The sequence below is a fragment of the Escherichia sp. MR genome (assembly GCF_005280595.1).
GTDB lineage: Bacteria > Pseudomonadota > Gammaproteobacteria > Enterobacterales > Enterobacteriaceae > Escherichia > Escherichia ruysiae.
On the sequence record NZ_SZVK01000030.1, the window covers coordinates 20,053 to 33,131 of the forward strand.

At 50.3% G+C, this 13,079-nt stretch carries 13 protein-coding genes; 4 read left to right on the plus strand and 9 right to left on the minus strand.

What is annotated here, in order from left to right:
• Window positions 1–24 precede the first annotated feature (24 nt).
• From FC814_RS13925 to arsR, 5 genes are all read right to left on the minus strand, one after another.
• Window positions 25–555, minus strand: coding sequence for a helix-turn-helix transcriptional regulator (locus tag FC814_RS13925; RefSeq protein WP_000478613.1), 531 nt, complete (start codon window positions 553–555; stop codon window positions 25–27).
• Window positions 556–697: 142 nt separating this feature from the next.
• Window positions 698–1,264 carry an outer membrane lipoprotein Slp gene (gene slp, locus FC814_RS13930; protein WP_001044201.1) on the minus strand — a complete coding sequence of 189 codons (567 nt, stop codon included), beginning with the start codon at window positions 1,262–1,264 and terminating at the stop codon, window positions 698–700.
• A gap of 389 nt (window positions 1,265–1,653) precedes the next feature.
• Complete coding sequence (gene arsC / locus FC814_RS13935; protein WP_137326064.1) at window positions 1,654–2,079, minus strand: glutaredoxin-dependent arsenate reductase; 426 nt, start codon at window positions 2,077–2,079, stop codon at window positions 1,654–1,656.
• A 12-nt stretch (window positions 2,080–2,091) separates the two neighbouring features.
• The gene (gene arsB / locus FC814_RS13940; protein WP_137326065.1) at window positions 2,092–3,381 is read right to left on the minus strand and encodes an arsenite/antimonite:H(+) antiporter ArsB; all 1,290 of its coding nucleotides are present in this window, start codon (window positions 3,379–3,381) and stop codon (window positions 2,092–2,094) included.
• Between the two features lie 54 nt (window positions 3,382–3,435).
• The gene (gene arsR, locus FC814_RS13945; RefSeq protein ID WP_032226715.1) at window positions 3,436–3,789 is read right to left on the minus strand and encodes an As(III)-sensing metalloregulatory transcriptional repressor ArsR; all 354 of its coding nucleotides are present in this window, start codon (window positions 3,787–3,789) and stop codon (window positions 3,436–3,438) included.
• A gap of 739 nt (window positions 3,790–4,528) precedes the next feature.
• Between arsR and dinQ the strand changes: the two genes are divergently transcribed.
• Complete coding sequence (dinQ, locus tag FC814_RS13950) at window positions 4,529–4,612, plus strand: damage-inducible type I toxin DinQ (protein ID WP_001295215.1); 84 nt, start codon at window positions 4,529–4,531, stop codon at window positions 4,610–4,612.
• 53 nt (window positions 4,613–4,665) lie between these two features.
• Here the strand turns inward: dinQ and gorA are convergent, their stop codons facing one another.
• Both gorA and rlmJ read right to left on the minus strand, forming a co-directional pair.
• Window positions 4,666–6,018, minus strand: coding sequence for a glutathione-disulfide reductase (gene gorA, locus FC814_RS13955; protein WP_137326066.1), 1,353 nt, complete (start codon window positions 6,016–6,018; stop codon window positions 4,666–4,668).
• Between the two features lie 71 nt (window positions 6,019–6,089).
• Window positions 6,090–6,932, minus strand: coding sequence for a 23S rRNA (adenine(2030)-N(6))-methyltransferase (rlmJ, locus tag FC814_RS13960; RefSeq protein WP_032226712.1), 843 nt, complete (start codon window positions 6,930–6,932; stop codon window positions 6,090–6,092).
• 262 nt (window positions 6,933–7,194) lie between these two features.
• Between rlmJ and prlC the strand changes: the two genes are divergently transcribed.
• On the plus strand, window positions 7,195–9,237 hold the full coding sequence (gene prlC, locus FC814_RS13965) for an oligopeptidase A (RefSeq protein ID WP_032226711.1): 2,043 nt from the start codon (window positions 7,195–7,197) through the stop codon (window positions 9,235–9,237).
• 7 nt (window positions 9,238–9,244) lie between these two features.
• The gene (gene rsmJ, locus FC814_RS13970) at window positions 9,245–9,997 is read left to right on the plus strand and encodes a 16S rRNA (guanine(1516)-N(2))-methyltransferase RsmJ (protein WP_032226709.1); all 753 of its coding nucleotides are present in this window, start codon (window positions 9,245–9,247) and stop codon (window positions 9,995–9,997) included.
• 48 nt (window positions 9,998–10,045) lie between these two features.
• On the opposite strand, the gene dtpB is transcribed toward rsmJ, so the two are convergent.
• Complete coding sequence (gene dtpB, locus FC814_RS13975; protein WP_032226708.1) at window positions 10,046–11,515, minus strand: dipeptide/tripeptide permease DtpB; 1,470 nt, start codon at window positions 11,513–11,515, stop codon at window positions 10,046–10,048.
• Between the two features lie 312 nt (window positions 11,516–11,827).
• Complete coding sequence (gene uspA, locus FC814_RS13980) at window positions 11,828–12,262, minus strand: universal stress protein UspA (RefSeq protein ID WP_000323571.1); 435 nt, start codon at window positions 12,260–12,262, stop codon at window positions 11,828–11,830.
• A 390-nt stretch (window positions 12,263–12,652) separates the two neighbouring features.
• Here uspA and uspB point away from each other — a divergent pair, with 390 nt between their 5' ends.
• Window positions 12,653–12,988 carry a universal stress protein UspB gene (gene uspB, locus FC814_RS13985; RefSeq protein WP_000626187.1) on the plus strand — a complete coding sequence of 112 codons (336 nt, stop codon included), beginning with the start codon at window positions 12,653–12,655 and terminating at the stop codon, window positions 12,986–12,988.
• Window positions 12,989–13,079 lie beyond the last annotated feature (91 nt).

The following is a 13,079-nucleotide window of genomic DNA, read 5'->3' on the forward strand; positions in this document are numbered from 1 at the left end:
CTTTATAAATATCGGCTGGCGAGTTCAGACCAGATAATCAATATGTTGATGACGTACCAGTTCGTTGATCCGCTTAAGGTTGAGAATCATCATAATATTGTGTTTATGGCAGTAGAATGTTTTCAGCGAAATTTTTAATTTTCCCAGAATATCTTCTGTCGTCATTTGATTAGCAATGCAGGTCAGAACTTGATGTTGTTTGCATGAGAGTGACACATCCGCTTCTGGCACAGAACAGTAACTGCCATTAAGCAGCGCGACAAAGTCAATAATCGTAATATTTCTCTGGACAAAAGTTACCGGGACTTTTCCCAGACAGCGTTTAATATTAAACGGTGAGAAAACAATGACATGAACAGGTTTCAGATGTTCAATTTTGTTGAGTATTGAAGAATGAAAGACATTATTCATTAACGTGTCAATAATCACTAAGGCATTCTGATGCAATGTTAAGTCGATCTCCTCTTCGTTCTGTATATGAACGACATTACCCTTACTTAAAATATTTTTCATCGCGGTGAAAAACATTGTATCCCTGGTAATTATAAGAAACATAACCGACTCCTGTTGCGGACATTAACTTTATAATCAGGTCGCCAAAGGTAATAAATAGAGAGGATATTATAATTATTGTTATATATAAATATTCATACTAAAGATGCAGATATTTGAAAAATATCTGCATCTTTAAACTAAATCATTTCACCAGTTCTGGCGTTACCTGGCTAACCGCATTAGTGTAGTAAGGTGCGCCCCAGCCTGGTTCAGGCCAGAATGCGCCGTAGCCGTAATCCCACAGGTTGTAGGTGGTGTTGACCACTTCTCTCAAATGCCACACCTGAATACCTTGTACATTCACGTCAACGAAGTTATATGGGACTTTATTGATAAATCCAGGTTGTTCTCCCTGAATTGTGCCGAGAACAGTAACAAAGTGATTACGATAGTTCACTGGGTCAAGGAAGCCATTTTGTCTGGCGAGCAGGCGACCTTGATAGTTGGCTTCAATGTCAGGTTTGGCATAGCTATCCAGCGGTAATACGGCGATTTCTAACAACGTATCAGTTTTGCCGTTAATAACGTTGATAACCTTACCGCCAAAGCGTGCCTGTTGCCCAACATACAAATTCGGTTGGTTATGAACAGCAACAAAACTTTTTTGAATATCAGGTTGATTATTGCCTTTAATATTTTGCGGAATCGAACTACATGCGGCAAGAAAAAATGAAAGGCTGAAGATGAGTGCACCTTTTGTCTTGTTCATGTTACTATCCTTATCAACAAATGTTAAAACCATAATAGATATTTCTTTATAGTTTTCATCCGATTCTTAGGCGATATGCCTGATAGTAACGTAAACCTGTCTGATATTTATATCCTTGAATATTAGTCCCGGATAGCATTGACATATGATGTTATTATCCGTCTCCTCGTAATATTAGTTCTTTATTTAATTATTATAATGAGTTTATTTTTTATCTCATGTTACATGGAGTGCTAATTATTAGCATTATGGTGATAACCATTTATTAAAATGGAAACTATTTATCTTCGAGGGCAGGAAGCGCAATTTACTGAGATTGCACGATCTCGCATCCGGTAAGAAATGATACGCGTTCGTCAGAGATTGGGGGCACAGCCACCCCCCTTTGTTTATTTTAATCGTTGACCCGAATCATCGACCACTTTCTCACCGTCTTCCTTGGTAAACGCCCCTTTCTGAGTATCTGGCAGGATCTCCAGCACCACTTCCGAAGGACGGCACAGCCGGGTTCCCAGCCGCGTTACCACGATTGGGCGGTTAATCAGAATCGGGTGTTGCAACATAAAGTCGGTTAACTGATCGTCAGTAAATTTATCTTCTGCCAGACCCAGTTCCTCATACGGTTCAACGTTTTTACGTAGCAGAGCGCGAACAGAAATTCCCATATCAGCAATGAGTTTTACCAGCTCATCACGCGTCGGTGGGTTTTCCAGATAATAGACAATGGTCGGTTCTGTACCGCTGTTGCGGATCATCTCCAGCGTATTACGCGACGTGCCGCAGGCCGGGTTGTGATAAATGGTAATGTTGCTCATATCAGTATCTCATTACAAAGTGAAAGAGAGGCGTAGCACCAGCGCCACCAGCGTTACAAACAGTACCGGCAGGGTCATGAGAATCCCTGTGCGGAAGTAATATCCCCAGGTAATCGTCATATTCTTCTGCGAAAGTACGTGCAGCCAGAGCAGCGTCGCCAGGCTACCAATTGGGGTGATTTTCGGCCCCAAATCGCAGCCAATCACGTTGGCATAAACCATCGCTTCTTTGATCACACCAGACGCCGTGCTGCTGTCAATAGACAACGCGCCAACCAGTACCGTAGGCATATTGTTCATGGTTGAAGAGAGGAAGGCGGTGAGGAATCCGGTGCCCAGCGTCGCGGCCCACAGGCCGTTATCCGCCAGCACGTTGAGTACGCCAGAAAGATATTCCGTTAACCCGGCATTGCGCAGGCCATAAACCACCAGATACATACCGAGCGAGAAGATGACAATCTGCCAGGGCGCACCGCGCAGCACTTTACCCGTATTGATAGCATGACCGCGTTTAGCGACTACAAACAAAATCAGCGCACCCACCGCCGCAATGGCGCTTACCGGAATGCCGAGTGGTTCCAGGACGAAAAATCCCACCAGCAGAAGCAGTAAAACAACCCAGCCAGTTTTGAAGGTGGCGGGATCTTTAATTGCTTCTGCCGGTGCTTTCAGCAGCGCCATATCGTAGTTCTGCGGAATGTCTTTGCGAAAGTAGAGATGCAGCATCACCAGCGTGGCCAGTATCGCGGCGATATCCACCGGCACCATTACCGAAGCATATTCGCGAAAGCCAAGACCAAAGAAATCTGCCGAAACGATATTCACCAGGTTGGAGACGATAAGCGGCAGGCTGGCGGTATCGGCAATGAATCCGGCTGCCATCACGAACGCCAGCGTAGTGCCTTTGCTGAACCCTAACGCCAGCAGCATGGCGATGACAATCGGCGTTAAAATAAGCGCCGCACCATCATTGGCAAACAGGGCAGCAACGGCAGCGCCGAGCAGGACAATCCAGGTAAACAACAGGCGACCGCGTCCATTGCCCCAGCGTGAAACGTGCAGCGCCGCCCATTCGAAAAAGCCGGATTCATCCAGCAGCAGACTGATGATAATAACGGCAATAAACGCCGCCGTCGCGTTCCAGACGATATTCCACACCACCGGAATATCGCCCGGATGAACCACGCCTGTAACTAACGCCAGTATTGCGCCCAGCGTCGCACTCCAGCCGATGCCTAAACCTTTCGGCTGCCAGATAACCAATACGATGGTCAGGACAAAGATAGCGCCTGCCAGTAACATAATGCCTCCCGGATAAAACACATGCGAAAATCCATATGTGTTTAGCTAAATTTTTTAACTGCAAATGTTCTTACTGTCTACGGAACAATTTTGTCGAGCCAGGTTGCGGACAATCGCCTGAACCTTTTCCTGTTCACATCGCCAGGCCTCATCAATAATTTTCGCCGCCCATGCTGGAATATGCGGCGATAGGCGGTAATGAACCCACTTACCTTGCTTGCGATCCAGCAATAAACCGCTTTCCCTCAGCAATGCCAGGTGGCGTGAGATCTTGGGCTGCGACTGATTCAGGGCAGTACAGAGATCACACACGCATAACTCACCCATCTCACTGAGCAGTAATACGATGCCCAGGCGGGTCTCATCGGCAAGAATTTTGAAGAGTTGGATGGGTAACAGAATTGACATATTGCGCTCCTGATTGTTGCAGGTAGTGTCTCTCTTCGAAGCGGATAAGTCAAAAACATATATGTTTTAACGGATGCGTAGGTGCAGAGGAAGGTAATAGGTGTGAATTTTGAGTTGGCTATTCATTCGAAAGGAGGTCTGAATCAGGACGTAAAAAATCCGACTTTGCGTCGGTTTTTTACTTTCCAGCCCTGAGTTGGTGGCTCTGGCTGGAGTGAGAGAGCTCTTATCTAACAGCTCAATACTATTAGCCAGTGGCTAACATTGCAAGAATTAGCAATTTCTTCAGCTGGCGGAGGGGGCACTTCGGTATATATCGCAGTGACGATTTATATACTTTCACTGGGTCATCGTCATATTAAGCCTTGTCCGAATCCGGATGTAAAAAAACCGACTTTGCGTCGGTTTTTTACTTTCCAGCCCTGAGTTGGTGGCTCTGGCTGGAGTGAGATAGTCATCATCTAACGCATCAATGCTAATACCATACTGAAACTATTGCAAGGACGTGCTGGTTTTATAACCTGTATGTACTGTATGATTATCCAGTTGGCTCTGAGACATTTTCACTCTGACAATGCGCATAAACGCTTTCAAAGTCCTGGTCAGAAGTACGGGTGGTGCCGTTAACTGATGCTCTGGCCGGAGTGAGATAGTCGTCATCTAACAATGGGACATGCGCCGTGACAGGCAGTGGATGAGTAAGCGGATGCATTCTCACTCCATCGCATGGAGAAAACGGGTGATTGATAAAGCAATCATCGTTCTTGGGGCGTTAATTGCGCTGCTGGAACTGATCCGCTTTCTGCTTCAGCTTCTGAACTGATAGCGGAAACGTAACTAAGGGCAAAGAGCACACCACTCTTTGCCCTTTAACATTTAACGCATGGTGACGAACTCTTCTGCCGCCGTCGGGTGAATGGCAACCGTGTTGTCGAAGTCTTTTTTTGTCGCCCCCATCTTCAGTGCCACCGCGAAGCCCTGCAACATTTCGTCCATACCAAAACCAATGCCGTGAATACCGACAATCTTCTCTTCCGGTCCAACGCATACCAGTTTCATGCGGCACGGCTGGCGGTGAGTGGTGACGGCGGTATACATGGCGGTGAAAGAGGATTTATACACTTTCACCTGATCGTCGCCGTACTGCTCGCGCGCCTGCGGCTCCGTTAAACCAACAGTACCAATCGGCGGATGGCTGAAGACCACGGTCGGAATGTTGCTGTAATCCAGATGCTCATCCGGCTTGTTATTAAACAGGCGTTCAGAGAGACGGCGACCCGCTGCAACTGCTACCGGTGTCAGTTCCACTGCACCCGTGTTATCACCCACCGCGTAAATACCTTCAACGTTGGTATTTTGATATTTATCGACGACGATATAGCCTTTTTCGTTAGTTTTAACGCCAGCGGCTTCCAGGTTGATGTTGTCATTGGCAGGCTCGCGACCAATCGCCCAAATCAGGCAATCTACCGTTTCACTGCGACCATCTTCCAGCTCCAGCGTCAGGCTGCCATCGGCATTTTTCACCACCGCTTTCGGGATTGCATTGGTGTGCAGCTGCGGGCCTTCAGAGTTCATCACTTCGACCAGCGTTTCGGAGATCATCGGGTCAAAGCTGCGCAGCGGCGCGTGTTTACGCACAAACAGATGCGTCTTCGCGCCGAGGCCGTTAATCACGCCAGCCAGTTCAACGGCGATGTAACCCGCACCAACAACCGCTACACGCTCTGGCAAAGCGGGTAGGGCAAAGAAACCATCGGAATCAATGCCGTATTCCACGCCCGGAATATCCGGGTGGCTTGGACGACCACCGGTGGCGATCAGAATATGATCGGCCGTGATGGGTTCGCCGTTTACCTCCAGCGTTTTGGCATCAACGAAGCGGGCAAAGCCTTTGATTACATCAACGTTATTTTTACCGAGCACGTTTTCATAGGAGGTATGAATACGGTCGATATAGGCGGTACGGCTGGCGATCAACGTTTCCCAGTTGAACTTATTGATGGTGGTATCGAAACCATAATCCGGGCCGTACATGTGGATCGCTTCACGGATTTGCGCCGCGTGCCACATCACTTTTTTCGGCACGCAGCCGACGTTCACGCAGGTGCCGCCCAGTTCTTTGGCTTCAATCAGCGCGCATTTCTGACCGTACATAGCCGCGCGGTTGATGGAGGCGATACCGCCGCTGCCGCCGCCGATGGCGATGTAATCATAGTGTTTAGTCATGACATATTGTCCTTATCGTTGATTACCGCGATTGTAGCGCGAGACGTAATAGGTGCCAGCAATGGCTGCAATTACTCCGGCACGATCCAGCTTACGGTGGCGTGCCCGGTGCCTGCCGGAACCAGTTTGCTGTGCAGCCACGGCAGCACGTTATTCATCTGCTGTTCCAGCTTCCACGGCGGGTTAATCACAATCATGCCGGAAGCGGTCATACCACGGCGGTCGCTGTCCGGCAGCACCGCCAGTTCAATTTGCAGAATTTTGCGAATGCCGGTCGCTTCTAGGTCGTGGATCATGCGCTTGATCTGCTGGCGCAACACCACCGGATACCATAATGCGTAAGTGCCGGTAGCGAAACGTTTGTAGCCTTCTGCTATCCCGCTGACCACCGCCTGATAGTCGGTTTTCATTTCATACGGTGGGTCGATAAGGATCAGGCCACGACGGGAAACTGGCGGCAGTTTTGCTTTCAGTTGCAGGAAGCCGTCGGCTTTTTCTACGCGCGCACGGCTGTCTTTCTGAAATTCAGAACGCAGCAACGGGAAATCGCTCGGATGTAGCTCGGTCAGTTGCAGGCTGTCTTGTTCACGCAGTAACTGACGGGCAATCAATGGCGAACCGGGGTAGTAACGCAACTGTCCGCTACGGTTGAAGTGTTTTACCACATTGATGTACGGCTCCAGTTCTGCGGGCAAATCGTCCTGCTGCCAGATACGGGCGATGCCTTCGAGATATTCGCCAGTACGCTCGGCGTGTTCGCTGCTTAACTGATAACGCCCGGCACCCGCGTGGGTATCGAGATAGAGAAACGGTTTATCTTTCTCTTTCAGCGACTCGATGATCAGGCTCTGAACGGTATGTTTAAGGACGTCGGCGTGGTTGCCAGCGTGAAAGCTGTGGCGATAACTGAGCATGGGTAAAGGTGTTCCGGTAAGTAAAAATCGGCCCGTATTTGGGGCGCACAAAAGCATATCAGGACAGTATACCGAAAAGAGGACGTCGCCGCGAAAGCGTAACGTTTCTCATTGAAATTCACTACACTTAACCCCATGCTATTACCCATTACGCGTCGGATGGCATCGGCCTATTAACGTAGGCCGGATAAGACGTCTGCGTCGCCTCCGGCGAAAGCGCCTGTGAGCGTTTCGTTCCCTCTATTTAACCAGGACTGTACCTATGACGAATCCGTTACTGACTCCCTTTGAATTGCCTCCGTTTTCTAAAATTCTCCCGGAACATGTCGTTCCTGCCGTGACTAAGGCGCTGAACGACTGTCGCGAAAATGTGGAGCGCGTGGTAGCGCAGGGGGCACCGTACACCTGGGAAAATCTCTGCCAACCGCTGGCAGAAGTGGACGATGTGCTGGGACGTATTTTCTCCCCGGTCAGCCACCTGAACTCGGTGAAAAATAGCCCGGAGCTGCGCGAAGCCTACGAACAAACGCTGCCGCTGCTGTCAGAATACAGCACCTGGGTAGGGCAACATGAAGGGCTGTATAAAGCGTATCGCGATCTGCGCGATGGCGATCATTACGCCACGCTGAACACGGCACAGAAGAAAGCGGTTGATAACGCACTGCGTGATTTTGAACTGTCGGGCATCGGTCTGCCGAAAGAGAAACAGCAACGTTACGGCGAGATTGCCACCCGTCTCTCCGAGCTGGGCAACCAGTACAGCAACAACGTCCTCGATGCGACGATGGGCTGGACTAAACTCGTTACCGACGAAGCTGAGCTGGCGGGTATGCCAGAAAGCGCGCTGGCTGCAGCAAAAGCCCAGGCCGAAGCGAAAGAACTGGAAGGCTATCTGCTGACGCTGGATATCCCAAGCTACTTGCCGGTAATGACCTACTGCGACAACCAGGCTCTGCGTGAAGAGATGTATCGCGCTTACAGCACCCGCGCCTCCGATCAAGGCCCGAACGCCGGTAAGTGGGACAACAGCAAGGTGATGGAAGAGATCCTCGCGCTGCGTCACGAACTGGCGCAATTGCTGGGTTTTGAAAACTACGCCTTCAAATCGCTTGCCACTAAAATGGCAGAAAATCCGCAGCAGGTGCTTGATTTCTTAACCGATCTGGCAAAACGCGCGCGTCCGCAGGGTGAAAAAGAGCTGGCGCAACTGCGTGCCTTCGCCAAAGCCGAATTTGGTGTGGATGAGTTGCAGCCGTGGGATATCGCTTACTACAGCGAAAAACAGAAACAGCACCTCTACAGCATCAGCGACGAACAACTGCGTCCGTACTTCCCGGAAAACAAAGCGGTTAACGGCCTGTTTGAAGTGGTGAAACGTATTTACGGCATCACCGCCAAAGAGCGTAAAGATGTTGATGTCTGGCATCCTGATGTGCGTTTCTTCGAACTGTATGATGAGAACAACGAACTGCGCGGCAGCTTCTACCTCGACCTGTATGCCCGTGAGAACAAGCGCGGCGGGGCGTGGATGGATGACTGCGTAGGCCAGATGCGCAAAGCCGACGGTTCGCTGCAAAAACCGGTCGCTTATCTGACCTGTAACTTCAACCGCCCGGTGAACGGTAAACCGGCGCTGTTTACCCATGACGAAGTGATCACCCTGTTCCACGAGTTCGGTCACGGCCTGCATCATATGCTGACCCGCATCGAAACCGCCGGTGTTTCCGGTATCAGCGGTGTGCCGTGGGATGCGGTCGAACTGCCGAGTCAGTTTATGGAAAACTGGTGCTGGGAGCCGGAGGCGCTGGCGTTTATCTCCGGTCACTATGAAACCGGCGAACCGCTGCCGAAGGAGCTGCTGGATAAAATGCTGGCAGCGAAAAACTACCAGGCGGCGCTGTTTATTCTGCGTCAGCTGGAGTTCGGCCTGTTCGATTTCCGTCTGCACGCGGAGTTCCGTCCTGAACAAGGTGCAAAAATCCTCGAAACCCTGGCAGAAATCAAAAAACTGGTTGCCGTGGTGCCGTCTCCGTCATGGGGCCGTTTCCCACATGCATTTAGCCATATCTTTGCTGGTGGTTATGCAGCAGGTTACTACAGCTACCTGTGGGCTGATGTGCTGGCGGCGGATGCTTTCTCGCGCTTTGAGGAAGAGGGGATTTTCAACCGTGATACTGGACAGTCGTTCCTCGACAACATTCTGAGCCGTGGCGGTTCAGAAGAGCCGATGGAACTGTTCAAACGCTTCCGTGGTCGCGAACCGCAACTGGATGCGATGCTGGAGCACTACGGCATTAAGGGCTGATCATTCAGTGAAAATCTGCTTAATTGATGAATCGGGCGCCGGAGACGGCGCCTTATCTGTTCTGGCGACCCGCTGGGGGCTGGAGCACGATGAAGACAATCTGATGGCCTTGGTGTTAACGCCAGAGCATCTGGAACTGCGTAAGCGTGATGAGCCGAAACTCGGCGGCATTTTCGTTGATTTTGTCGGCGGGGCAATGGCGCACCGACGCAAATTCGGCGGTGGTCGCGGCGAAGCGGTAGCAAAAGCGGTGGGCATTAAGGGCGATTATCTGCCGGATGTCGTCGATGCGACCGCAGGATTAGGTCGTGATGCCTTCGTGCTGGCTTCTGTCGGTTGTCGTGTACGGATGCTGGAGCGTAATCCGGTAGTTGCCGCGCTGCTCGACGATGGCCTGGCGCGTGGCTATGCCGATGAGGAAATTGGTGGCTGGTTGCAGGAACGGTTGCAGTTGATTCACGCTTCCAGTTTGACGGCGCTGACCGATATTACTCCGCGCCCGCAGGTGGTCTATCTTGACCCGATGTTCCCACATAAGCAGAAAAGCGCGCTGGTGAAGAAAGAGATGCGAGTGTTTCAGTCGCTGGTGGGGCCGGATCTCGATGCCGATGGGTTGCTGGAGCCTGCGCGGCAACTGGCGACCAAACGTGTGGTGGTAAAGCGCCCGGACTACGCGCCGCCGCTGGCAAACATTGCCACACCGAACGCGGTTGTCACCAAAGGACATCGCTTTGATATTTATGCGGGTACGCCGGTGTAAAAGTGAAAACGGGTAGCGTTATAGCTACCCGTTTTTCTGCAAGAATCATCAATGGCTTTCCGGCGTCTCAATCATTCGTTTCAGCCAGGGCACCATCATCAGCATCACTACTGCAACGCCCAGCGTGACCAGACCAATCTTACCAAACACGTTGGTGTAGACAGGTAACGTCTCAAGCGGATCGGTAATGTTGTCTGGCACTGCGGTAAATGTTGCCACATAGCCGCCGAGCAAGAACGCGGCAGCCTGCGTCAGAAACCACATTCCCAGAATAAAGCCCATCAAATGCTGTGGCACCAGAGCAGCAACCATCGCCAGACCCAGGGCGCTAATAAACAGTTCACCCAGGCTCTGGAACAAGTAAACCAGCACGATAAACCACGGCGATGTCAGCCCCTGCGCATCAGCAAACCACATTCCCGCAGCGGCGGCAGTCAGAAATCCCAGCGAGCACATAAACATGCCGAGAGTAAATTTCATCGGCATCGAGAGGTCTTTGCCTTTGTTACCCAGATGCGTGTAAATGCCCGCCAGTATTGGGCTGGCGAGTACCACCCAGAACGGGTTAAGCGCCTGGAAGCTGACCGGGTTGATGGAAAAACCGAGAATTTCATGATGTACGTTGTTGATGGCAAAGAAGTTCAGCGACGTTGGCATCTGGGCATAGAGGATGTAAAACACCACCGCTTCGAGCATCAGGACAAAGGCGACAAACATTTTATTGCGCCCGGTTTTATCCAGCTTGAATGCCTGACGGAAGAAGATAATGGTGACGACGATGGAGAGGGCGATCAGCACCAGATTGGCGACTTCTACGTTGTGCATCAGCCATGCACAGACGAAGATCATCACTACGCTGCCAATCAACACGTACAACAGTTTGCCGAAGTTCAGTGGTCGGAAGTCAGGATCTGAACCAATATCTTGCACCATCCCGCGACAGGCGATGTAGACCAGTAGCGCGACAATCAGACCTGCCCCGCACAGGTTATAGGTTACGGAATAACCAAATCTATCGGCAATCACGGGTGCCAGCGACAACGCCACCAATGAACCAATATTGATCGACATGTAAAACAGTGTGAAAGCACCATCCAGACGCGGATCTTTCGGTGGATAGCATTTAGAAAGCAGGCTTGCCGGGTTGGCTTTAAACAAGCCGTTACCGACGGCAATAGTCCCCAGGGCGATGAAAATCAGATCAGGCTTAAGTAGTGACATTCCGGTCATGAAGTAGCCAATCGCCAGCACAATAGCCCCAAGAACAATGGTGCGTTTAGTCCCAAGCAGGTGGTCGCCGACATAGCCACCAATGGAGATAAGTCCATAGACCAGCGCAGCAAAAGCGCCAAAGGTAACAAAGGCCTGCTCTTGTGAGAATCCGAGCTGTTTAACGAAGAAAACCGCCAGCACGCCTTGCACGCCGTAGTAGCCGAATCGCTCCCATAATTCGACAAAAAAGATCATGAAAAATGGGCGAGGTTGTTGCAGCATCCCAGTGGGTGTTGTTGTATTCATATTTATTAACCTTCCAATACCATCCTGAAAAGTATGAACGCGTAAGTGGTTGCACGCGAAAGATTTTACAGATGTCTAAGATTTTTAATATTGATGTGGTAAATAGTTATATGCACTATTTCGACAGAAAGTAACCAGCTAATCATGCTGGTTGTTTGAAGTGAGATGGTTTTACATTCTGATTTTTGAGATGCTGAAAATTTGGATAGCCCTGGGTATCTATGAGCCTGCTGGCCGCATCTGGAAAACAGGAGAGCGCAAAAGCAGAACGCCCGCATAAGCGGGCGTCGGGGGCAAGTCGGGAGGGGATGATTATTCTTCTTCGTCGCGCAGCGGAACAATCAGCATATCAACGTGAACGGTGTTGATAAGTTGACGCGCGGAAGACATCAGTTTGCTCCAGAAGTCCTGGTGATGACCACAAACAACCAGATCCATATCGTATTTCTTGATTGCATCCACCAGAACCTGACCCAGATCGCCGCTGCCGCTCAGGGTTTCAGTGATTGGGTAACCTGCGTTGGTAGAGAGCTCGGTCAGCGCGTGATGCGTCTCTTCGGAGATGCGTTTCTGCATATCACCCAGATTCACATCAATAAGCCCGGTGTATAGGTCAGAGTAGTTTACATCTACGTGGATCAGAGAAACCTTCGCATTGTAGGGGCGAGCCATAGAGACTGCTTTCTCTACCAGAACTTTGCTTTCCGGGGAGAGATCGACCGCGATGAGAATGTGTTTATAAGCCATAGTGTTACTCCTTCCATAAAGTTGTCGATGACTGGCCAGCTAGCGTTTCTTGTGCCGTTACGTCACCCGCGTCCTGCGAACTACGTGCGCGGGGCTAACCCAGCCGTAAAGATTCAGTGTTAAGACCATCCTTACCTTATAGCGACCCAGATGATCCGTCAATCCGCCTTGCTTACCAATCAGATAATCAAATTTTCGAGATGAATATATTGATAGTGGTTAACCTTATGGAAAAAAAACAAGCTGATCTCCTACACTATCTATAGAGCCGCTCGGATGTGTGTCACGACAAAAGCGGTTTCTCCAGGACCTGGTGTTAACTGATTGGCAGCGTATCGGGAGCGGTAGCCCCGGAGTGGAACTCCGTGGGCAGGTCGCCGGGGAGGAGGTATGATAAGCACCGTCGCATTATTTTGGGCTTTATGTGTCGTTTGCATTGTTAACATGGCGCGCTATTTCTCATCACTACGCGCGTTGTTAGTGGTACTGCGTAATTGCGATCCATTGCTCTATCAATATGTAGATGGAGGGGGCTTTTTTACCTCACATGGCCAACCTAACAAACAGGTGCGTCTCGTCTGGTATATCTATGCTCAGAGGTATCGCGATCATCACGATGATGAGTTTATTCGTCGCTGCGAGCGTGTGCGTCGGCAGTTTATTCTGACCAGCGCATTGTGTGGTCTGGTCGTGGTAAGCCTGATTGCATTGATGATCTGGCATTAAGTACCACAGCAATAACGCATAAAAAAAGCGGGTCAGAAAACTGACCCGCTCGTGACTTATGACAAACGCAAAATTGCCTGATGCGCTACGC

What these genes read in the sequence shown, in the direction of transcription:
- FC814_RS13925 (WP_000478613.1), bottom strand. Translation starts at nt 555, where the DNA reads ATGTTTCTTATAATTACCAGGGATACAATGTTTTTCACCGCGATGAAA.
- arsC (WP_137326064.1), bottom strand. Translation starts at nt 2,079, where the DNA reads ATGAGCAACATTACCATTTATCACAACCCGGCCTGCGGCACGTCGCGT.
- slp (WP_001044201.1), bottom strand. Translation starts at nt 1,264, where the DNA reads ATGAACAAGACAAAAGGTGCACTCATCTTCAGCCTTTCATTTTTTCTT.
- uspA (WP_000323571.1), bottom strand. Translation starts at nt 12,262, where the DNA reads ATGGCTTATAAACACATTCTCATCGCGGTCGATCTCTCCCCGGAAAGC.
- uspB (WP_000626187.1), top strand. Translation starts at nt 12,653, where the DNA reads ATGATAAGCACCGTCGCATTATTTTGGGCTTTATGTGTCGTTTGCATT.
- dtpB (WP_032226708.1), bottom strand. Translation starts at nt 11,515, where the DNA reads ATGAATACAACAACACCCACTGGGATGCTGCAACAACCTCGCCCATTT.
- prlC (WP_032226711.1), top strand. Translation starts at nt 7,195, where the DNA reads ATGACGAATCCGTTACTGACTCCCTTTGAATTGCCTCCGTTTTCTAAA.
- arsR (WP_032226715.1), bottom strand. Translation starts at nt 3,789, where the DNA reads ATGTCAATTCTGTTACCCATCCAACTCTTCAAAATTCTTGCCGATGAG.
- arsB (WP_137326065.1), bottom strand. Translation starts at nt 3,381, where the DNA reads ATGTTACTGGCAGGCGCTATCTTTGTCCTGACCATCGTATTGGTTATC.
- gorA (WP_137326066.1), bottom strand. Translation starts at nt 6,018, where the DNA reads ATGACTAAACACTATGATTACATCGCCATCGGCGGCGGCAGCGGCGGT.
- rlmJ (WP_032226712.1), bottom strand. Translation starts at nt 6,932, where the DNA reads ATGCTCAGTTATCGCCACAGCTTTCACGCTGGCAACCACGCCGACGTC.